16 protein-coding genes, 1 tRNA gene and 1 pseudogene are annotated in these 21,913 nt (G+C 67.5%); 15 read left to right on the top strand and 3 right to left on the bottom strand.

The features are described 5' to 3' along the window. A pseudogene (locus NS355_RS13205) lies at positions 1 to 401 on the bottom strand (acetyl-CoA C-acetyltransferase); the annotation flags it as partial. 95 nt (positions 402 to 496) lie between these two features. Here NS355_RS13205 and NS355_RS13200 point away from each other — a divergent pair. The 8 genes from NS355_RS13200 to NS355_RS13165 all read left to right on the top strand — a co-directional run bounded on the left by NS355_RS13200 (position 497) and on the right by NS355_RS13165 (position 13,903). Further along, positions 497 to 1,255: a prepilin peptidase gene (locus NS355_RS13200; RefSeq protein ID WP_058746140.1), complete on the top strand. Its 759-nt coding sequence runs from the start codon at positions 497 to 499 to the stop codon at positions 1,253 to 1,255. Further along, positions 1,252 to 1,677, top strand: coding sequence for a hypothetical protein (locus NS355_RS13195; RefSeq protein WP_153008219.1), 426 nt, complete (start codon positions 1,252 to 1,254; stop codon positions 1,675 to 1,677). The genes NS355_RS13200 and NS355_RS13195 overlap by 4 nt, the downstream gene beginning before the upstream one ends. Before the next feature lie 99 nt (positions 1,678 to 1,776). Then, entirely contained in the window at positions 1,777 to 3,990 is a 2,214-nt protein-coding gene (locus tag NS355_RS13190) for an autotransporter assembly complex protein TamA (RefSeq protein ID WP_244489677.1), read from the top strand. Next, a complete protein-coding gene (locus NS355_RS13185; protein ID WP_058746138.1) occupies positions 3,990 to 8,222 on the top strand; it encodes a translocation/assembly module TamB domain-containing protein in 4,233 nt (1,410 codons plus the stop codon). The genes NS355_RS13190 and NS355_RS13185 overlap by 1 nt, the downstream gene beginning before the upstream one ends. 41 nt (positions 8,223 to 8,263) lie before the next feature. Further along, entirely contained in the window at positions 8,264 to 9,433 is a 1,170-nt protein-coding gene (argE, locus tag NS355_RS13180; RefSeq protein WP_058746137.1) for an acetylornithine deacetylase, read from the top strand. Positions 9,434 to 9,735: 302 nt separating this feature from the next. Then, positions 9,736 to 11,049, top strand: coding sequence for an EAL domain-containing protein (locus NS355_RS13175; protein ID WP_244489676.1), 1,314 nt, complete (start codon positions 9,736 to 9,738; stop codon positions 11,047 to 11,049). Further along, entirely contained in the window at positions 11,036 to 13,450 is a 2,415-nt protein-coding gene (locus NS355_RS13170; RefSeq protein ID WP_084787928.1) for an ATP-binding protein, read from the top strand. Before NS355_RS13175 ends, NS355_RS13170 begins: the two co-directional genes overlap by 14 nt. Positions 13,451 to 13,516: 66 nt before the next feature. Further along, positions 13,517 to 13,903 (top strand): response regulator, encoded by a 387-nt coding sequence (locus tag NS355_RS13165; protein ID WP_058746136.1) that lies wholly within the window; start codon positions 13,517 to 13,519, stop codon positions 13,901 to 13,903. On the opposite strand, the gene NS355_RS13160 is transcribed toward NS355_RS13165, so the two are convergent. Further along, a complete protein-coding gene (locus NS355_RS13160; RefSeq protein ID WP_209445090.1) occupies positions 13,904 to 14,746 on the bottom strand; it encodes a class I SAM-dependent methyltransferase in 843 nt (280 codons plus the stop codon). Between NS355_RS13160 and NS355_RS13155 the strand changes: the two genes are divergently transcribed. The 6 genes from NS355_RS13155 to NS355_RS13130 all read left to right on the top strand — a co-directional run bounded on the left by NS355_RS13155 (position 14,745) and on the right by NS355_RS13130 (position 19,276). Next, on the top strand, positions 14,745 to 15,560 hold the full coding sequence (locus NS355_RS13155; protein ID WP_345938808.1) for a ComF family protein: 816 nt from the start codon (positions 14,745 to 14,747) through the stop codon (positions 15,558 to 15,560). The two genes, NS355_RS13160 and NS355_RS13155, sit on opposite strands and share 2 nt — an antisense overlap. Before the next feature lie 31 nt (positions 15,561 to 15,591). Further along, positions 15,592 to 15,849, top strand: coding sequence for a glutaredoxin 3 (gene grxC, locus NS355_RS13150; protein WP_042486177.1), 258 nt, complete (start codon positions 15,592 to 15,594; stop codon positions 15,847 to 15,849). Continuing rightward, positions 15,846 to 16,670, top strand: a complete 825-nt coding sequence (locus tag NS355_RS13145; protein ID WP_058746135.1) for a carbon-nitrogen hydrolase family protein — start codon at positions 15,846 to 15,848, stop codon at positions 16,668 to 16,670. Before grxC ends, NS355_RS13145 begins: the two co-directional genes overlap by 4 nt. Continuing rightward, the gene (locus NS355_RS13140) at positions 16,667 to 17,098 is read left to right on the top strand and encodes a DUF1178 family protein (protein WP_058746134.1); all 432 of its coding nucleotides are present in this window, start codon (positions 16,667 to 16,669) and stop codon (positions 17,096 to 17,098) included. Before NS355_RS13145 ends, NS355_RS13140 begins: the two co-directional genes overlap by 4 nt. Before the next feature lie 70 nt (positions 17,099 to 17,168). Beyond that, positions 17,169 to 17,245: transfer RNA gene (locus NS355_RS13135), tRNA-Arg, on the top strand. Positions 17,246 to 17,392: 147 nt separating this feature from the next. Continuing rightward, positions 17,393 to 19,276, top strand: coding sequence for a methyl-accepting chemotaxis protein (locus NS355_RS13130; protein ID WP_058746133.1), 1,884 nt, complete (start codon positions 17,393 to 17,395; stop codon positions 19,274 to 19,276). A gap of 34 nt (positions 19,277 to 19,310) precedes the next feature. On the opposite strand, the gene asd is transcribed toward NS355_RS13130, so the two are convergent. Continuing rightward, positions 19,311 to 20,168 (bottom strand): archaetidylserine decarboxylase, encoded by an 858-nt coding sequence (asd, locus tag NS355_RS13125; protein ID WP_244489675.1) that lies wholly within the window; start codon positions 20,166 to 20,168, stop codon positions 19,311 to 19,313. Between the two features lie 38 nt (positions 20,169 to 20,206). Here asd and NS355_RS13120 point away from each other — a divergent pair. Next, positions 20,207 to 21,913: aminotransferase class III-fold pyridoxal phosphate-dependent enzyme (locus tag NS355_RS13120; protein ID WP_153008218.1), on the top strand; the 1,707-nt coding region annotated here is incomplete at its 3' end.

Genomic DNA, 21,913 nt, shown 5'->3' with positions numbered 1-21,913 from the left:
CGCGCGCCGCCGCGATGCTTGTGGCTGAGATAGGGGGCGTTCGTCATGCTCTCCATCCCGCCCGCGACGATCAGATCGGCCGATCCCGCCGCCAGCGCTTCGGCGGCCATGATCGCGGCCTGCATGCCCGACCCGCACATCTTGTTGACCGTCGTCGCCTCGACATGCTCGCCCAGCCCCGCAAAGATCGCCGCCTGACGCGCGGGGGCCTGACCGAGCCCAGCGGGCAGGACGCAGCCCATATGGATGCGCTCGATCGCCGACGCCTCGACACCCGCCCGCTCGACGGCACCCTTGACGGCGGCGGCGCCCAGCTGGGTCGCGGACAGGCCCGACAGGCTGCCCTGGAACGAACCCATGGGGGTGCGGGCATAGGACAGGATGACGATGGGATCCGTCATGGCATACTCTCCGAATAGGTCTGTTTTGATGTCGTTGTTTGGCCCGGGCCTTACGCCTTTTGCTCCGGCCACGCAAAGGGGTTAGGTGCCGTTCCATGACGTTCGGGGCGGCATCGGCGATATGGGCCGCGATCTATGGCGTGGCGGGGGCGATCATCGGGTCGTTCGTCGCGGCGCTGGTGCTGCGCTGGCTGGACGATCGATCGGTGCTGACGGGGCGGTCGGCCTGCGACCATTGCGGCAAGACGTTGCGCGCATGGGAACTGGTCCCGGTGCTCAGCTTCGTCGCGCTGCGCGGGCGGTGCGCGCGTTGCCGCCAGCCCATCGATCCGGTGCATTGGCGGATCGAGGTCGCCGCCGCGCTGATCGGCGCATCGGCGGGTTGGGTCGCGGGGCCGGAAGGCTGGACGGGGGCGGTGTTCGGCTGGACGCTGCTGGCGCTGGGGACGCTGGATGCACTGGCCTTCTGGCTGCCCGATCGATTGACCGCGTGGCTGGCGGGGACGGGGGTGTTGACCGGCCTGCTCGGCCATGCGCCATGGGTCGAGCGGATCATGGGCGGACTGGTCGGCTTCGGCGCGCTCTGGGCCATTGCCGAGGGTTATCGCCGCTGGCGTGGACGCGAGGGGATGGGCGGCGGCGACCCCAAGCTGCTGGGCGCGATCGGGCTCTGGCTGGGCTGGCGGATGCTGCCGGGCGTATTGCTGGCGGCATGCGTCATCGGACTGGGCTTCGTCGCCGTGCGGCATCTGCTGGGGCAGCGGGCGAGCGGGGATGACATGGTTCCGTTGGGAACGCTGCTGGCGCTGGCGGCTTACCCGGCCTGGGTGTTGATGATAGGAATGGCGGCATGATGCTCCTGTCGATCCTCGCCTTGGCACAGGCCGTCCCGACCGTGCCCGCGCCCCCGGTTCTGGGTGCTCTGCCCAGACAGACGCTGCCCGAGCGCGGCTGCGCAGCCTATCTCTGGGCGGTGCAGGACCAGCGCTTCGTCGCGATGGTCGAGCCGGGGCGGCTGCGCATCATGCTGGACGGCAAGCCGACCGATTTGGCGGCGGCCGAGGCAGGGGGCGGCGCGACGCTGGGGCTGGCGAGCACGACCCGCTATGCCGGGGCGGGCGTCACCGCGATGCTCGACATGACGATCACCCAGCGCGAAACCTTGCAGGATGGGGCGATCGTCTCCGATGCCAGCATTCGCCTAACGCGCGGGAATCAGGATGAAATCATCGTTCCCGTCGGTGGCCTGGTCGGGTGTGCGCCGGCCGCGCGCTGATCGCGCGAGGGAACTTCAAGGCTTCTGTCGGCGTTATGGTACGGTGGGGGATCATTCCGAATTGCGGAAGAGCCCTGTCGGAAAGGGGCTTTTGACGGCGTGGCGGAACGGATCGGCAGACACACTTGGCTTGCGTTCGCGCTGATCGCTCCCACCCTTTTCTCCTCTCCGGTATCGGCACAGCTGTCCAAGCCCGGCACCGCCCCCGCCCAGGGCCCGAGCCTGCCGCAGGATCAGCGCGAGGGTAGCGCCGATCCGCAGGGCAATGCCCCGATCGTCCCCGATGCGCAGTTCAACGCCGCGCTGCCGCCGCTGAGCGGCGATATCAACGCGCCGCTGGAGTCGATGTCGTCCATGGCGAAGGGCCAGCCCCCGGCGCAGACCATTCCGCTTCCCCAGGCTGCGCCCCCCTTGCCCAACGCCCGGACGACGCAGCCACTCGCCACCGGCGAGACGATCGGGACCATCGCGCCAGAGGACCCACAGCTCGCCCAGCCGCTGACCCCGCTGAGCAGCTTCGACACGACGCCGCTCGACACCGTGGCCGATGCCAAGAGCCAGCGTGCGCCCGATATCCGCTATGACATGGAGGTACGCGGGCTTGCCGAGCTGAAGCTGGACGACGAGTTCAAGGGACTGTCGGCATTGCGCGAGGGCAAGGGCAAGGCGGCTAACGCGACCCAGGTGTCGGCGCGCGCGCGCGAGGACGAGCAACTCGCCATCCGGCTGATGAAGTCGTTGGGCTATTACGATGCCACCGCCGTCTCGACGCTCCAGCGCGAGGGGGCCGGGGAGGGTGAGGCCGGGCGTCTGAAGGTCGTGCTGACCGCGACGCCGGGGCGGCTTTATCGTCTGTCGTCGATCACGGTGAACGCGCAACCGACCGTGCCGACCGACCTGATCCGCAAGAACCTGCCGCTGAAGGTCGGCGACGCGATCGAGGCGGCGCGGATCGAGGGGGCGGAGGCCAATGTCAGCCTGGTCCTGCCGCAACGCGGCTATCCCTTCGTCAAGGTGGGACAGCGCGATATCCTGCTGGAGGATCAGGGGCCGGAGCCGGTCGGTGCCTATACGCTGCCGGTCGATACGGGGCCGCGTTCGTCCTTCGGCAAGCTGACCACGGTCGGCGACATGGTCTTCGACCTCGATCACCTGAACGTCTTCCCACGCTTCGACGAGGGGCAGTTGTACGATTCGCGGCTGACCGATGACCTGCGCAACGCGCTGGTCGCCACCGGCCTGTTCAACGGCATCGCGGTCGAACCGAAGCGCACCGGGCGGATGAACCCCGACGGCACCGAGCAGATCGACCTTCAGGTCACGCAGACCAAGGGCCCGAGCCGCACCCTGTCGGGCGAAGGCGGCTATTCGACCGGCCAGGGCGTGCGGTTGCAGGGCAGCTTCACCAACCGTAACGCCTTCAAGCCCGAAGGCGCGATCATCGCCTCGGTCATCGCGGGTACGCAGGAACAGGGGCTCAGCGGTACGTTCCGCCGTTCCAATGCCGGGCGGCGTGACCGCACGTTCCAGGTCATCGCCTCGGCCAGCCACCAGAATTACGACGCGTTCGATGCGTTCATCGGCACGGTCGCCTTCCGCTGGAGCTATGATTCGACGCCGATCTGGCAGAAGAAATTCACCTATGCGTTCGGCGGCGAGCTGACCGGCACCAATGAAAGCGTCTATGACTTCGCGCGGGGCGACCGGCGGCGCGCGACCTATGGCATCGCGGCGATCCCCGGGCAGGTGGTGTTCGACCAGTCCAACGACCTGCTCAACCCGACGCGGGGCTATCGCCTGAAACTGAACCTCAGTCCCGAAACCTCGGTCCGCGGCGCGGTACGGCCCTATGCGCGGACCATGGTGGAGGGGACCTTCTATTACCCCTTCAACGACAGTCTGGTCCTTGCGGGTCGGGCGCGGGCGGGCGCGATCTTCGGGATCGAGCGCGATGACCTCGCCCCGTCGCGGCGCTATTATGGCGGCGGCGGCGGGTCGGTGCGCGGCTATGGTTTCCAGCGGCTGGGGCCGCTCGATCCGCAGGGCAATCCCATCGGCGGACGCAGCCTGAACGAGTTCGCACTGGAGGCGCGCTATCGCTTCGGCAATTTCGGCATCGTGCCGTTCGTCGATGCGGGCAACAGTTATGAGAGCACGCTGCCCACGGGCAAGGACCTGCGCTTCGGCGCGGGTATCGGTGGACGTTTCTACACCAATTTCGGGCCGCTGCGCGTCGACGTGGCGACGCCGCTGAACCCGCGACCGGGTGACGGCAAGGTCGCCTTGTACATCTCGATCGGGCAGGCCTTCTGATGGCGGACGAACAGACCATGGCGCCCGAGCCCGTGAACGAGACCGTCATCGTCCGCCGCCCGCTTTGGCAGCGGGTACTGAAATGGATCGGCATTGCGATCCTGGGCCTGATCCTGCTGGTCGGGGCGATCCTGTTGGGCATCAACACCGATCCGGGCCGCCGTTTCGTTGCGGACCAGCTGGGCGGCTATACCACCGCCTCGGGCCTGAACATCAAGGTCGGGCGGATCGAGGGTTCGCTCTATGGCCGGATGAACCTGGTCGACCTGCGGGTCAGCGACCCCAAGGGCGTGTTCCTGTCGAGCCCGCGCCTCGCGGTCGACTGGCGGCCCTTTGCCTATACGAAGAACCATGTCGACGTCCGCTCGCTGACCGCCGATCTGGTCACGCTGGCGCGCAAGCCCGAGCTGAAGCCGACACCCAGCGACCCGAACGCGCCGCTGCTCCCCGATCTCGACATCGATGTGAACCGCCTGGCCATCAAGCGCTTCGTGATCGGTGCGCCGGTGACGGGGCAGCGTCACATCCTGGCGATCGATGGCAAGGTGCATATCGCCGACCGCCGTGCGCAAGTCACGGCCAGCGCGGATGCCCTGCGTGGGCCCGGTATCGCGGGCGGCGACCGGCTCCGCCTCGTCCTCGACGCCGTACCCGATGCCGACCGGCTGGCGGTGGACGTCAAGCTGACCGCGCCGACCGGCGGCGTCGTTGCGTCGATGGCGGGGCTGAAGGCGCCGATGACCCTGACCGTCGACGGACGCGGCGGGTGGAAAGCCTGGCAGGGGCGTGCCGTCGCGACGTTGGGCGGCGGCGAGCTGGCCAATCTGAACGCCACGGCGCGCGATGGTCATATCGAGGTTCGGGGCGTGACCCGTCCCGGCCTGTACCTCGAAGGTCCGGTCGAGCGGCTGACCGCGCCTGCGCTCCAGGTCGCGATCGACACCACGTTGAACGAGCGGCGGGCGGATACGCGGATGAAGCTGCGCTCCTCGGCCTTGCTGGTCGATGCGGGCGGGATGATCGATCTGGCCAAGAGCCAGTTCGGCAATTTTGCGGTCGATGCCAAGCTGCTGACGCCCGGTGCCATCGCGCCCAATCTGACGGGCCGCGACGTGCTGGCACGCGTGGTGCTGAACGGCGCGTTCGCGACGCCGACGGTCGACTATAAGCTGCGCGCCGCCGCGCTGGGTTTCGGCGAAACCTCGGTCCAGAATCTCTATGCCGAGGGTCTGGCCAAGGTGAATGCCGACCGCATCCTGGTGCCGGTCAAGGCGCGGGCAAAGCGGATCGCCGGGCTGAACGCCGCTGTCGGCGGGTTGACCACCAATGTCGCGATCCAGGGCGATTTCGCGATCGCCATGCCCAATATCCTGTCGGACAATCTGCGCATCCGGTCGGACAATATCGATGCCACCGCCGTGGTCGTCGCGAACCTGAACACCGGGCGCTACACCGGCGCGCTGAAGGGCCGGGTGAACAATTACCGGGTCGAGAGTATCGGCATCATCAACCTGACCACCGATGCCAATCTGGTGGCGACGCCGGGCGGCTTCGGCATGAAGGGCCGGGTGGTCGCCCGCACCTCGCAGATCTTCAACGAGGGCGCGCGCAACTTCCTGGGCGGCAATGCGATCGTCCGCGCCGATGTCGAATATAGCCCGCAAGGCATCGTGACGTTCAGAGGCCTCAGGCTGTCCGCGCCGCAATTCCGCGTGACGCGGGGCAGCGGGCGTTACAATCCCGCCAACGGCGCGCTGGCGGTCGAGGCGGATGCCTATTCCAACCAGTACGGCCCGCTCACCGCGCGAGTGACGGGATCGCAGACCAACCCGGTGATCCTGCTGCGCGCGGTCAGGCCGGGCGTCGGGGTCGGCCTCGCCAATCTCCAGGCGCGGGTCGTGGGCCAGAACGGCGCCTATGCCGTCAATGCTAGCGGCGACACCAATTACGGCCCCTTCACCGCCAATGTGCTGGTCAGCGCCGGGCGGCAGCTGGCGGTCGACATTCGCAGCCTGGTCTTTGCCGGGATCAACACGACCGGGCGGCTGGTGCAGACGGCGGCGGGGCCCTTTGCGGGAACGCTGCAATTTGCCGGGCAGGGGATCAACGGCCGCGCCCAGCTGTCCGATCAGGGTGGCAACCAGCGCGCCGACATCGCCGCGCGGGCTTATAACGCCCGTGTGCCCGGCATGGTCGACTTCACCATCGGTCGCGCCATCGTCAACGCCAGCGTGGTCATGCTGCCGAACGCGCCGCAGATCGTCGCCGACGCCCAACTGGCCGACACCCGTTACGGCGAGGTGGTGATCCAGTCGGCGCGTGCGAAGGTCAATTATACCGGCGGGCGCGGCACGGCGCAGGCGGTGCTGACCGGATCGTCGAGCATTCCGTTCAACATCGCGCTCAATGCGCAGCTCGCGCCGAACAATTATCTGGTCGCGGCCAAGGGGCAGGCGAACGGTATCGCCTTCCGCACCGCCAACCCCGCGCGTATCCAGAATGTGAAGGGCGAGTGGCAGGTGACGCCGACCCGGATCGACTTCGGGCGCGGATCGGTGCTGGTCGCGGGGTCCTATGGCAATGGCCTGAAGGTGCAGACGCGGCTGGACAAGCTGCAGCTGTCGATCCTCGACGCCTTCGTCCCCAATCTGGGCATTTCGGGCGAGGCGAGCGGTGCGTTGGACTTCACGCAGGCGCGCGACGCAAGCTTCCCCGCGGCCGAGGCGCGGCTGACCATCGCCAATTTCCGGCGCACGGGTCTGGCCGCCGTATCGGAGACGGTGGACATCGTGTTCGCAGGCCGTCTGGTCCCGGACGGTGGCGAGGCGCGGGCACTGATCCGGCGCGGGCAGACGGTGGTCGGCCGCATGGTCGCGAACCTGCGCCCGCTGCCGCCGGGCAATGGCGGCTGGGTCAACCGGCTGATGCAGGCGCCCCTGTCGGGGGGAATCCGCTATAACGGCCCGTCGGCGGTGCTGTTCTCCTTTGCGGCGCTTCCCAACCAGCAATTGAGTGGCCCGATCGCGGTCGCCGCCGATTTCGGGGGACGCGTATCCTCGCCGCAGCTGAACGGCCTGATCCGTGCCGACAACCTGACCTATGACAATGAGGCATACGGTACCCGCCTGACCAACATGCAGTTGGCGGGGCGCTTCAACAACGACCGGCTCGAGATCACCCGCTTGCAGGCCAAGGCGGGCGAGGGGACGATCCAGGCGCAGGGCTCGATCGGTCTTGCGGCGGACAGCGGTTATCCCGTCGATATCCGCGCGCAGCTGAACAATGCACGGCTGGCCGACAGCGATGCGCTGGCCGCGACGACCAGCGGCACGATCCGCCTGACCCATGGCCGCGACGGCGGGCTGATCCGGGGTGACCTGACCGTACCGAACGCACGCTATCAGATCATCCGTCAGGGCCAGGCCGAGGTGCCCGAGCTGACCGGCGTGCGCCGTCGCAGCGACATCCGGACACCGCGTCCGACCGACCGGCCCGCACCCGCCGCGCCGCCGGGGCTGTTCCGCCTCGACCTGCGGGTGCGTGCGGACAACCAGCTGTTCGTCTCCGGCATGGGGCTGGAGTCCGAATGGGAGATGGACCTGCGCATCGGCGGCACCAGCGCGGCGCCGACGATCAATGGCGGGCTCGACCTGGTGCGCGGCACGTACAGCTTTGCGGGCAAGCGGTTCGAGGTGAATCGCGGCACGATCCGCTTCCGTGGCGGCGCGCTGACCGATCCGGACATCAATATCCAGGCGACGACGACGACGGACGGCATCACCGCGGTCATCAACGTCACCGGCACCGGCCAGCGTCCGCAGATCAGCTTCACCTCGACGCCGACCCTGCCGCAGGACGAGGTGCTCAGCCGGTTGCTGTTCGGGACCAATCCCGAAAACCTGTCCGCGACCGAGGCGATCCAGCTGGCCGCCGCGCTGAACTCGCTGCGCGGGTCTGGCGGTGGCGGGCTGAACCCGCTGGGCAAGCTGCGCTCTGCGACCGGGTTCGACCGGCTGCGCGTGCTGGGCGCCGACGAGGCGACCGGCCGGGGCACCAGCCTGGCGGCAGGCAAGTACATCACCGACAATATCTATGTGGAGATCGTCACCGACGCGCGCGGCTTCACCGCCACCCAGTTGCAGATCGCGCTGACCCGCACGCTCAGCCTGCTGACCCAGACCGGCTCGTTCGGCGGATCGGCGGCGTCCTTGCGCTACTCGCGTGATTTCTGAGCGGGGTTTCGCGGAACTGTAACATCCGGCAGGATGCTCGCATGACCCCCGAGCATCTTGCCGCAGAAGCCACCGCCATCCTGGCCGACCTGATCGCGATCGACACCACGTCGCGCGAATCGAACCTGGCGCTGATCGACTATGTCGAGCGACATCTGGGCGGGTTCGGCGTCGCGGGCCGGCGGGTGTTCAACGCCGATGGCAGCAAGGCCAATCTCTACGCCACGGTCGGGCCGCTGGAGCCGGGCGGCGTCGTCCTGTCGGGACATAGCGATGTGGTGCCGGTCGATGGCCAGCCCTGGACCAGCGATCCCTGGCGGCTGACCCGGCGTGGCGACCGGCTGTTGGGGCGGGGGACCTGCGACATGAAGGGGTTTCTGGCGTTGTCGCTCGCCCTGGCGCCGCATGTCGCCCGATGCGGCATGGTGCGGCCGCTGCATCTCGCCATTTCCTATGACGAGGAAGTGGGATGCCTGGGCGCGCCATCGATGATCGCCGAGATCGCGCGAGAGCTGCCGTCACCCGCCGCCGTGGTGGTGGGCGAGCCGACCGAAATGGTGGTGGTCAGCGGGCATAAGGGGATCGCGACCTGGAACGTCACGGTCACCGGGCATGAGGCGCATTCCAGCCTGATCCATCTCGGCGCGTCGGCCAACATGGTCGCGGTGCGGCTGATGCAGCAGCTCGCCGATCTCGCCGACCGGCTGGCGGGGGAGGGCGATCCGCACGGGCCCTTCTGCCCGCATCACGCCACGCTGACCATCGGCCAGATGAACGGCGGTACGGCGGTCAATATCCTGGCGCGCGAATGCCGCTTCGCCTTCGACCTGCGCACCTTGCCGGGGCAGGAGCCGGAGGCGATCCTGGCGCCCTTCTTTGCGGCGTGCGAGGCGGCGGATACGGAACTGCGCGCCCGCTTTCCCGAAGCCGGGGTCCGCGTCGAGCGGCGGTCACGCACGCCCTCTTTCGCACCCGAGGCGGATGGAGCGGCGGAGCGGCTGGCGCGGCGCTGGGCAGGCGATAACGGCCCGGCGCGGGCGGTGCCCTATGCAGCCGAGGCCGGACAGTTTCAGGGGGCGGGTTTCTCGACCGTGATCTGCGGTCCGGGCTCGATCGCGCAAGCGCATCAACCGGACGAATATATCGAGGTTCAACAAATCGAGCGCGGCGCCGCGTTCATGCTGCGGCTGGCCGATGATCTGATCCGTTAATGGACGCGATCGTTACTTGGGTTAACGAGAAAATCACGGGGCGATCAACACGGTAAGCTCCGTTCTGACCGCCCCATGACTTAACATGGATTACCAGGGGCGCATCGTCTCGCCGTGGATCAGCGCCAGAATGAACTTCAGCATGGGTTTTCTCCCTCGAAAGCACCCTGTTGAGTGCTGGAAGATGGTTAATTTGAGATTAACCATTACGCAATGGGTAAGCGACGAACGGCCAAATGGTTGGTTTGGCGCGGCTAACGGGGTTAACACCTTGTTTAATCCCCGACCCTAGGGTCGCGGGCGTGAAGAACGGCCCCTCGCCCGCCGCGCCCGACGCGTCTCCATCCACTCCGGCGCCAGCCGCTGCCCATGGTGATTCCCAGTGGCAATCGCTGGTGCTGATCGGCATCGGCAACTTCACCCTGCTGCGCCGCCAACTGGGCCGTGCACTGAGCGCGACGCTGGTCGAGGCGGTTGCCGATCGGGTCGCCCAATGTATCCCCGACGCAATCGCCCGGCCGACCGCCTCAGCCCAGGTCGAGGTCATGATCCGCGCCGCGACTCGGCATTCGCTCGATTCGCATCTGATGACGCTCTCCGAGGTGCTGGGGCATCCCTTCGCGCTGCCGGAAGGCGAATGTCGCATCGAAGCTGCGCTGGGCGCTGCCGTCGCCGCCGTGCCGCATGACGACGATATCCGCCTGCTCGAAGAGGCGGAGCAGGCCTTGGCCGATGCCCAGGTCGAGGGGCGATTGATCGTGCGCGAGATGGCGGTCCCGACCGGACGGCTCGACCGCATCGCGCTGGCGCATGAATTGACCGGGGCCATCGCCAGGGACGGCCTGTTCGTCGAATATCAGCCCAAGGTGCATGTCCGGCAGCAACGCGTCGCGAGCGTCGAGGCGCTGCTGCGCTGGCGGCACCCCAGCTATGGCCTGATCAGCCCGGTCGAGTTCATCCCGGTCGCCGAGGAATCACGGATCATCGGCCCGCTGACCTTGTGGATCCTGCGTCAGGTCATCGCCGACCAGCGTCGTCTGGCGGCGGCGGGCCACCCGCTACGAATCTTCATCAACATCTCGGGCATGTTGCTGGGCGACCCGCATTTCGTGCGCGAGGCCTGCGCGCTGGTCATCGACAGCGGTGCGTGCATCGGTTTCGAGATTACCGAAACCTCGGTCATCCGCGATCCGGACAGCGCGATGGCCAATCTCCAGGCCTTTGTCGACATGGGCATCGCGGTGGCCATCGACGATTATGGCGCGGGACTTTCCTCGCTCTCGTATCTGAAACAGCTTCCCGCGTGCGAACTGAAGATCGACAAGCTGTTCATCACCCAACTGACCAGCAGCAACCGTGATCCGCTGATCGTGCGTTCGACCATCGACCTGGCCCATGCGCTGGAGATGGAAGTGGTCGCCGAGGGGGTGGAGACGCCCGCGACGCTGGCACTGCTCAGCGTCATGGGGTGCGACATGATCCAGGGTTACCTGATCAGCCGCCCGATCGGGTTGGGCGCGCTGATCCACTTCCTGGACGAACAGGCGCATCAGGCCGTGACGGAGCTGGCCCGGCCGACGCCATTGGCCCGGTTGGTGACCCGTGCGCGCGGTTAGGATTGCGCTGGTCATTGCCGGATTGCTGCTGGCGGCAGCGGAAGTCCGGGGCCAGAGTAACGCCACCGCCATTCAGCCCGCTTTCGATCGGGCGGTCGATACGGCCAAGGCCGAGATGCTGCGCGACCCGGCGCGCGCCATGCAGGAGGCCGAACGGGCGCGCTTGCTGGCCCATGGGATCGGTGATCCGGGCCAGCGGTCGCTGGCGCTTGCCACTGCGGACTGGCTGCGCGGCGAGGGGGCCAGCCGACTCGGCCAGCATGAGGCCGCGAAGGTGGCGATTGCCGGTGCGTTGCACACGGCGCGCCAAAGGGCACCGCAGTCCGACCTTTACGGCAATCTCCTGCTGTCCGCCGGGGGGCTGGATACCGATGGCGGCCGCATCGCCGACGCGCTGAGCACCTATCAGGGCGCCTATCGCATCTTTCAGCATCTGAACGACATGCGCGGACAGGCGCGGGCGCTGGTCCAGATCGCCAATCTGTACCTCGACGCGAAGGATTATGTCTCGGCATTGCGCTATCTGGAACAGGCGCGCGCCATCTATCGCGGCGACGACTCGCTGCGCATGGTCATCCTGAATAACCGATCGGTGACGCTGAGCGAATTGGGGCGGGTCGACGACGCGCTGGACCAGTTGCGCGATGCGGCCAGCCTCGCCCGGAAGATGAAGAGCCCGACATTGCTCGCCCAGGTCTGGCGCAACATGGCGCGCTCGGAATTGCGGCGGGGCCATGTCGCCGCCGGGGAAGGTGCGATCGCACGCGCCCGTCGCGTCGATCCGTCGGACCAGAACGCGCTGGACGCAATTGCGGCTCAGGCCGCATTCCAGCGGGGGCGGGCAGCCGATGCGGCACGGCTGATCGATCGCAGCTTTCAAAGCGTCGATCTCACGGAGACCCCGGTGGCGCAGCGCGATGCGCATCAGAGTGCCTATCGCATCTATCAGGCGGTCGGGCGGACCGCCGATGCCCTGCGCCATTTGCAGGCGCTGAAGCGGATCGACGATGAATCGACGCGGCTCGCCACCTCGACCAACCTCGCCCTGATGGGCGCGCGGTTCGACTTCGCCAATCAGGAACTGCGCATCGCGCGCATGAAGGCGGCCGACCTGCAGCGCAACATCGCCTTCGAGCGGGCGCAGTTGCGGACCGAGCGTTTCATCCTGATCGGCTCGGTCGCGGGCATCATCGTGGTGTTGGCGCTGCTCGGCATCTGGTTGGTGACGCTGGGCCGCAGCCGCAACCGCATCCGCGCCGCGCATGGCGAACTGGCCGTGACCAACGACCAGCTGGAAAAGGCCCTGGCGGTCAAGACCGAGTTTCTGGCGACGACGAGCCATGAGATCCGCACGCCCCTGAACGGCATATTGGGCATGACCCAGGTGATGCTGGCCGATGCCGCCCTGGCCAGCGAACAGCGAGAGCGGGTGGAGGTGATGCACGGCGCCGGGCTGACCATGCGCGCGCTGGTCGACGATCTGCTCGACGTCGCCAAGATCGAGCGGGGCAAGCTGACGCTGGAACACACGCCCTTCGATCTGGCGATCACGATCCGCGATGCCTCCCGCCTGTTCGAGGGGCAGGCGGCGGCCAAGGCGATCGGCTTTACGGTCGATCTGGACGATTGCCCCGCGACGGTGATGGGCGACCCGGCGCGTATCCGGCAGATCGTGTTCAACCTTTTGTCCAATGCCCTGAAATTCACCGGCATCGGGCAGGTCCGGCTGGTCGCGCGCCGGGACGCGGGCGGCGTCTCGATCAGCGTCACCGATACCGGCATCGGTATCCCGCCGCACAAGCTGGAGGAGATATTCGAGGCGTTCCGCCAAGCCGATGCCAGCACCACCCGCCAGTTCGGCGGCACCGGGCTGGGGCTGGCGATCTGTCGGCGCCTGGCCCGCGCCATGGGCGGCGACGTCACGGTGGAAAGCGAGGAGGGCCGGGGATCGCGCTTCATGCTGACGGTGCCGCTGACCGAGGTCGAGCCTGCGGCACGGCCAGCGCGTCCGCTGGTCCTGATCCTCGATCGTAATCCGATTCGTCGCGCCATGTGGACGCAGTTGTGCGCGCCGCATGCCCAGGTCAGCTTTGCCGCGACCGCTGGCGAGGCCGCGGGTCGGCTGAGCGACGGCGGCGTGACGCAGATGCTGATCGACGACAGCGCGATCCGCGACGAAGGCGTCACCGCCGCACTCGCCCGGATCGTGACGGCCAGCGACCGCCCGATGCCGATCCGCCTGTTATGGCCGGAAACGGAACCGATGGATGGGAACGAGTTCGTCGATGAAGGATTGATTGAGATCGTCGTCAAGCCGATCACAGGGGCCGAGCTGATGCGGAAGATGTTCAACACCTCGCCGCAAACCGCCGCCCAACCTCTTGTAACGCAAGCGGCATGATCGTTAGGGCGCCAGAATGACCCCAATGACATATACGATCCGGCGGGACCGACGAAGGGGACGGGGATGAACGTCCTTTTCATCGAGGACGACCGGATGAACCGCCGCGTCGTGCGCGACATGCTGGATGTGGCGGGCGCGAGCATGGCCGAGGCGGAGAATGCCGAACTCGGCCTGGAGATGATCGACCGCGATCACTATCACATGATCCTGATCGACCTGCGGATGCCCGGCATGGACGGCATCACCGCGATCCGCCACATCCGCGCGCGGGGCGATGACAAGGGCGAGGTGCCGATCATCGTGGTGACCGCCGACAGCGGCGTCGACCTGCGCGAACGCTGCCTGAGCGCAGGGGCCGACGATGTGATCGTGAAGCCCGTCGCGATGGATCAGTTGTTCGAGGCGATGGGCCGTATCCTGGCGGGGGATCGCGGCGCGATCATCGGCTGATCATTCGCCCGCCTCGGGCTTCGGCTTCAGCGCCTCGGCCAGCGACGCGGTGGCACTGCCGCGCTTGGCGGGCACGGGCTGTGACGGGTCGGGGGCCCAGCCGGTCAGGAAGACCAGGTTGAACTGTTCGGCGACGCGGCCATCGGGATCGGCCATCTCGGCAAAGGCCGCCGCCGCCGCCGCCAGCGCGTTGCGCCCGATCGGGCGTCGCTCGGCCAGCAGGTTGCTCGCTCCCATGCCGCGCAGGTCGCCCAGCAGCCGCCCGAAATCGCGATAGCGGACCGCCAGCGTCTCGATATCCGCGACCGGCAGGGTGAAGCCCGCACGCATCAGCAGGTCACCGGCCGAACGCACATCGACCTGCGGATGCAGCCGCGCGACCGGCCGTTCCGCCTCGGCGACGCGCAACGCGGCGCGCAGGCGGGGCAACGATCCGCCGCCGACGAACGCGCCCAGGAACAGGCCATCGGGGCGCAGTACCCGGCGGATCAGCGTCAGCGCGCCGGGCAGATCGTCGATCTGGTCGAGCACGCCCGCACTCACCACCAGGTCGAAGCTGCGATCGGCGAAGGGCAGGCGATCCTCGTCGCCCTGCACGCCCCGCGCGGCGCGGGCAAAGGCGAAGCCGGGGTCCAGCCGCGCCACTCGCGCCCCCGGCGGGGGCAGGAAGCCGCCGTCGAAACAGCCCAGGTCCAATATGTCGTGGAACGGCCGGGTGACGGCATCCAGCCGCTCGGCAAGGCCGTCGAGCATAGTAGCGCGCAGGAAATCATGCTCGGCGAAATCGGGCTGGGCACGGTCGCGGCGCAGGCGGCGGGCGCGACGGTCGAAGATGGTGGACATGCTCACCCGCGCGCTTGTGCGCGCTCGCGCGATCGGGGACAAGGCAAAGCCGATGGGGGCGGGATCGAAACAGACCGGATTTGCGATGGAGCGGGGCCGCGCCGTGCTCGCCGCCCCGCTGCTGGCTCTGGCGCACTGGGCCTTGCCGCCGCGCTGCCCGGGCTGTGCCGAGCCGGTCGAGGCGGATCATCGTTTCTGCGGGCCGTGCTGGGGACAGTTGCGGTTCCTGGACACGCTGGGCTGTACGGGTTGCGGAATGCCGCTGGGCGGGCTGACGGGGCGATGCGGGGCATGTCTGGCCGATCCGCCGCGCCATGCGGGGGTATATGCCGCCGTCGCTTACGGCCCCATCGCGCGCGAGCTGCCGATCCGGCTGAAACATGGGGGGCGGATCGGTGTGGCCGAGACGATGGCGGGGCCGATGGCGCGGCGGATGCCGCCGGGGGCGGACCTGCTGGTTCCCGTGCCGCTTCATCGTTGGCGCTTGTGGCGGCGCGGCTTCAATCAGGCGGTGCTGATCGGCGAGGGCGTGTCGCGGCGCAGCGGCGTGCCGATGGCGCGACAGGTCCTCCAGCGGGTGCGCGCGACGCCGCTGTTGCGCGGACTCTCCCCCAAACAGCGGCGCGCGGCGGTGACGGCGGCGTTTCGCGTCACCGATCCGGCGGCGGTGAAGGGGCGGCATGTCGTGCTGGTCGACGATGTCTATACCACCGGCGCGACGGCCGGGGCCTGCGTCCGGGTGTTGCTGACGGCGGGGGCGGCATCGGTGGCGATCCTGTGCTGGGCGCGGGTCATCGACGGGGCGGATGATTGACAAGCGGCGTCCCGCGACACACCTGAAGGGCATGGCAAAGGTCGAAATCTACACCAAGGCGTTCTGCCCCTATTGCACGCGGGCCAAGGCGCTGCTCGCCTCCAAGGGCGTCGAGCCCCAGGAATATGACATCAGCATGGGTGGCCCCCAGCGCGCCGAGATGATCCAGCGCGCGAACGGTCGCACCACCGTGCCGCAGGTCTTTATAGACGGACAGCATATCGGTGGCTCGGACGATCTGGCGGCGCTGGACAAGCGTGGAGGGCTCGACCCGCTTCTGGCGGCATGACCCGAATCGCGGTGTTGCAAATGACGGCGGGGACCGATCCCGCCGCCAATGCCGGGACTCTGGAGCGCGCCGTCGTCGAGGCGGCGGCGAAGGGCGCGGCAATGCTGTTCACGCCGGAGATGTCCGGACTGATCGACCGCGATCGTACGCGGGCGGCGGCGCATCTGGTGTCCGAGGGCGAAGACCCGGTGCTCGCCCGCGTTCGTGCGGCGGCGGCGGCGCACGGCCTGTGGGTCCATCTCGGCTCGCTGGCGGTGCGGGAAGCGGATGGGCGGTTGGCCAATCGGGGCTATGTCATCGACGACCGGGGCGACGTTCGCGCCCGCTATGACAAGATGCACCTGTTCGACGTCGACCTGCCCAGCGGCGAGAGTTGGCGCGAATCGGCGTCCTACGCACCGGGTGAGCGGGCTGTGCTGGTCGACACGCCGGTCGGCCGTCTGGGCCTCGCCATCTGTTACGACCTGCGTTTCCCGGCGCTGTTCGCCGCGCTGACCGAGGCGGGGGCGACGATCCTGTCAGTGCCCGCCGCCTTTACCCGCCCGACGGGCGCGGCGCACTGGCATGTGCTGCTCCGCGCCCGCGCGATCGAGGCGGGGGTGCATCTGGTCGCCGCCGCCCAGACCGGCGAGCATCAGGACGGCCGCGCCACCTATGGCCATTCGCTGGTCGTCGGCCCCTGGGGCGAGGTGCTGCTCGACGTGGGCGAGACGGCGGGGCTGGGCTTTGCCGAGATCGATCCGGCGCAGGTCGAGTCGGTGCGCGAACGTCTGCCCGCCATCCGCCATCGCCGTGCCATTCCGCCAGTGGTGCAGGCATGATCGTCTTCGATCTGCGCTGTGCGGGCGGCCATGTGTTCGAGGCCTGGTTCGCCTCCTCGACCGCCTACGCCGAACAGCGCGACAAGGCGCTGGTCGAATGCCCGCTCTGTGGCGACCGCAACATCGAGAAGGCGGTCATGGCGCCGCAGATCGCCGCCAAGGGCAACAGCAAGCCCGATCTGCCAACCCCGCAGGCGATGAAGGCCGCACTCGAACATCTCGCCCAGGCGCAGGCCAAAATGCTCGAGAAATCCACCTGGGTCGGCGGTGCCTTTGCCGAGAAGGCACGCGCCATGCATGAGGGCGAGGCGCCCGTGACGCAGATCCACGGTCAGGCCAGTCTGGCCGAGGCCAAGGCGCTGATCGAAGAGGGGGTGCCGGTCGCGCCCTTGCCCTTGCCCGTGGTGCCGCCCAAGCTGGCGAACTAGACCGGCCACCGTGCCCGTCAAACCACTCTGGACCACGCCGCGCCCCGCCTGTATCACCCGGCCTGCATGGGGCTCCGTAGCTCAGCAGGATAGAGCATCAGATTCCTAATCTGAGGGCCACTGGTTCGAATCCAGTCGGGGTCACCATGCAAGATGACGGCAGCCGCCGCGTTGAAGATCGGTAATCATAACGATTACGTAAAGACCTTCCCGCAAGTCAACCGACAATCCCGCCATGAAACGCGATCTTAAGAGGTCCATGCGATGACCGCCTGATATTCCGGGTGGTGCACGATGAAAAATCTCAAGATCAGCGGCAAATTGTTCGTGGCGTTCAGCATCCTCGCCACCGCCTTGATCGTCACGATGGTGTTGTCCCTCATGAGCCAGCAGCATCTGAACAGCGTGGCCGAGAATCTGGGGCGTGTCCGCCGCGACAAGCTGGTCGCCATCGCGCTGATCAACACCGCGACATCGGATTATCGCGTCTATGAGGCGTCGACCATTCTCTTCACCGAGCCTGATCAGATTGCGTCCGCCGTCCGCGACCTGAAGGACCGGTCCGAGGCGATCGCGAAGAGCGAAGCCTTTCTCGATCGCACTTTGTCTTCGCCCAATGCGATCGCCCAGTTCCGCACGTTCCGCGAACACTGGGAAACCTATGAACGATTGTCACGCAAGACGATCGACCTTGGCAGCCGCAACCTGAACGACGAAGCGCTGGTGAATTTCCGGGCCTCCAAGGGTATCTTCGATACGGCGAACAAGGACGCCGCCATCATGACCGACATTCAGGTCGCCTTGATGGACAAGGAGATGAGCGAAGCGACGAAGGACTATATCTGGTCGCGCAATGCCTCGATCGTGATCGCACTGCTGGTGCTGGGCCTGACCGGCTATCTGCTGATGATGCTGATCCGGGGTATCGCCAATCCGCTGGCGGCGATGACGGCGGCGATGCGGCGGCTGGCGGGGGGCGATCTCAACACCAGGCTGCAGGTCGAGCCGCGGCGTGACGAAGTGGGCCAGCTGGCCGAGGCGATGGTCTCGTTCCGCGACCAGCTGGTGGGCGCGGAGCGCGCCAAGGCCGAACAGACCAGCCTGATCGTCAGCAGCATCGGCAGCGGCCTCAACGCGCTGGCGCAGGGCGATCTGACCAAGCGGATCGACGCGGACCTGACCGGGCCGTTCGAGAAACTGAAGCAGGACTTCAACAGTGCGATGGACTCGGTCTCCGCCACGTTGACCGCCGTCAATGCCAGCGCGCAAGGGATCACCAACGGCGCCGCCGACATCCGCGAGGCTTCGGACGACCTGTCGCACCGCACCGAGCAGCAGGCGGCCAGCTTGGAGGAAACCGCCGCCGCGATGCACGAGATCACCGAGACGGTGCGCGAAACGGCGGAAAATGCCAAGCGGGCGAACCAGGCGGTCACCGAAACCCGCACCGATGCCGATCAGTCGACCGATGTGGTGCGCAAGGCGGTCGAGGCGATGCACGGCATCGAACGCTCGTCGCACGAGATCAGCGAGATCATCGCGGTGATCGACGGCATCGCCTTCCAGACCAACTTGCTGGCGCTGAACGCCGGTGTCGAGGCGGCGCGTGCCGGTGACGCGGGCAAGGGCTTCGCGGTCGTCGCTTCCGAAGTCCGCGCGCTGGCACAGCGTTCGGCCGATGCCGCCAAGGATGTGAAGGAGCGGATCACCGCCTCGACCCAGCAGGTCGATGCCGGGGTGCAGCTGGTCGCCCAGGCGGGCAATGCGCTGACCCGCATCACGGGGCGAATCGGCGAGATCAATGCGCTGGTGTCCGACATCGCTTCGGCCGCGGCGCAGCAGGCGACGGGCCTGCAGCAGGTGAACACCGCCGTCGCCGAGATGGACGGCGTCACCCAGCAGAATGCCGCGATGGTCGAACAGGCGACCGCCGCCGCGCGCAGCCTGTCCGAGGAAACCGGCAACATGACCCGCGAGGTCGGCCGCTTCCGCCTGATCGATGGCGGCATGGCCGCGCGGGCGCCCGCGCCTGTGACCCATCACTCGCCGGTTCATCAGCTTCAGGCGCGGGTGGCGCAGGCGACTCCCCGCATCACCGCCGCCGCCCCACGCGTCGCCCGCGCTTCGAGTGCCGCCGCGGCGGTCGTGGTGGACGACGGCGACTGGTCGGAATTCTAATCCCTTTCCGAGGGGAGGGGACGCCGCCCGTTCGTCACAGCCGCCCGACGATCGTCCCGGCGCGGATCGCCTCCCCCTCGACCAGCGAGTCCGCCAGTCTCATCTCCTTGGGCAGGAACAGGATGATGGTCGAGCCATGCTCGAACCAGCCCATTTCCTCGCCCTTGCCGATGCGGGCGGAACAGGCGGTACGCCCGGGGCCATGGTCGCGAAGTGTCGCAACGGTATCCAGGCAGTGGAGGCGGATGCTCGCCACCAGGATCGCCGCGACCGGCACGATCAGCAGCGACTGGCCGGAGATCAGCGTCCGCGCCTCGATCACCGCGCGTTCGTTGCGGCAGAACAGGCGCTCGACCCGCTTGAGCGCGATCGGATTCACGTTCCAGCAGTCGCCCGACAGATAGGTCACCCCCTCCACCACGATATCCGTCGGCGCGTGGAAACGGTGATACATGCCCGCCGTCAGCCGCAGGGTCAGGAAGGACCCGTCGCGGAACCGGTCGACCAGCTCGGGATCGGGGATCAGGTCGCCCAGCGTGTAGGGGAAGCCCTTCACCTGATAGAGCCGGTCGCCCTTGATCCGACCATGCGCGCCGACCAGCGCGTCGCAGGGGGAGGCGATGGTATCGGGGTCGCTGTCGAAGACACGCGCACCGTCGCGCAAGGGGCGGACGAAGCCGTCGCGGAGCGATTTGAACCGGGTCGTGCGCGCGTCCGACAGGTCGACGCCCGCGAAGAATTTCCAAAGCGCCAGGCTGGGTCTGGCGATCAGCGGATGCTCGATCCGGGCAAGCCGCCCGACCAGTTGCGTCGCGAACCGGCGCGGCAGCCGATTGGTGACGAGGAAATTGATGTCCTCGTTCAGGAAGAACCGCATGATGGGTCCACGCATTGTCATGCCTCCGTCATGGGTACGCGGTCAAAGGCCGCATGAACCCGATTCTCACTGGCCTGCTGGCCGCTTCCGCCGGTGCCGTCGCCCTGACGAAGGGGCATCGGCGGCTGACCCTGTCGCGCGCCAAGCATCCGGGGCTGGGCGGCCATGTCCGCATGGCCAAGCGCATCGCCGGGCAGATTCCGTTCTACAGTTACGGCGAGGACCGCTTCTTCCGCGTCGACGAGGCGCCGGAGGCCGTCGCCGCGCAGCGTCGTGCCGGGTTCGAGCGGCTGGGCGCGCTGTTCGCCGGACGCTATGCGAAGACACTGGCGCTGACCCGCGAGACGCGCTCCGGCCTGTCCGACCTGCAATTTACCGGCGCCTACCGCGTACCGTTCCAGTTCCGCGAAAAGGTGCGCACGACGCTGGCGACCGGCGCTTTCTATCAACGGTCGGAAGGACCGATCCTGGTCGACCTCGACGGCAACCGTTTGATCGACCTGACCGGCTCCTACGGCGTCAATCTGTTCGGCAACGACTTCTACAAGCAGACCATGGCCGAGGGGGCGGCGATGGTCGCCGATCTGGGCGGCGTGCTGGGCTCCTTCCACCCGGTCGTCGCCGACAATGTCCGTCGACTGACCGCGCTGTCGGGGATGGACGAGGTGTCCTTCCACATGTCGGGCACCGAGGCGGTGATGCAGGCGGTGCGGCTGGCGCGCTATCACACCAAGCGTCCGCGCCTGGTGCGCTTCGCCGGGGCCTATCATGGCTGGTGGGGCGATGTGCAGCCGGGCATCGGCAACCCGGTGCCCGCCGATCGTACGCTGACCCTGGCCGACATGTCCGAGCGGACGCTGAAGGTGCTGGCGACGCGCAAGGACATTGCCTGCGTGCTGGTCAACCCGCTCCAGGCGATGCACCCCAATGGTTCGGCCCCGTCGGACGGCCAGTTGGTCGATGGCGGGCGCAAGGCTGGGGCGGACCTGGCCGCCTATCGCGATTGGCTGCACCGGCTGGCGGAAACGTGCCGTGCGAATGGCATCGTCCTGATCTTCGACGAGGTGTTCATGGGCTTCCGTCTGGCAAAGGGCGGAATGCCGGAATTTTTCGGGGTGAAGCCTGACCTCATCACCTATGGCAAGACGCTGGGCGGCGGCCTGCCGGTCGGCGTGCTGTGCGGCCCCGCGCATCTGATGAAGCGGTGGCGGGAGGATCGCCCCGTCGACATCTGTTTCGCGCGCGGGACCTTCAACTCGCACCCCATGGTGATGGGGGCGATGAACGCCTTCCTCCAGAAGCTGGAGACGCCCGAGGTTGACGCCTTGTACGATGGGCTGGACGAGCGATGGAATGCGCGGGCTGCGATGTTCAATGCGCGGATGGCCGAGGCGGGCCTGCCGCTCTCGGTCGCGCATGTCCAGACGATCTGGACCATCCTCTATTCGGTCGCCTCGCCCTATAACTGGATGCTGCAATATTATCTCCGGGCGCACGGCTTGGCGTTGAGCTGGGTCGGGACCGGGCGGCTGATCTTCAGCCTCGACATCGACGACACCCTGTTCGCCGAGATTTGCGACCGCTTCGTTGCAGCGGGACAACAGATGCGTGACGATGGCTGGTGGTGGACCTCGCCCGATGCGCCGAGTGATCCAAAGCTAGCGAACAAGGCGATCCGGCGGCGTATCCTGAAGGAATCGCTGGCGGTTCGGTTGGGGCGGGGACTGTCCCTTATACCCATCTCCGAGCCCACGAGACGG

The organism is Sphingomonas yabuuchiae, assembly GCF_001477495.1.
GTDB classification, from domain to species: domain Bacteria; phylum Pseudomonadota; class Alphaproteobacteria; order Sphingomonadales; family Sphingomonadaceae; genus Sphingomonas; species Sphingomonas yabuuchiae_A.
This window is presented reverse-complemented; position numbering and strand designations above follow the sequence as displayed.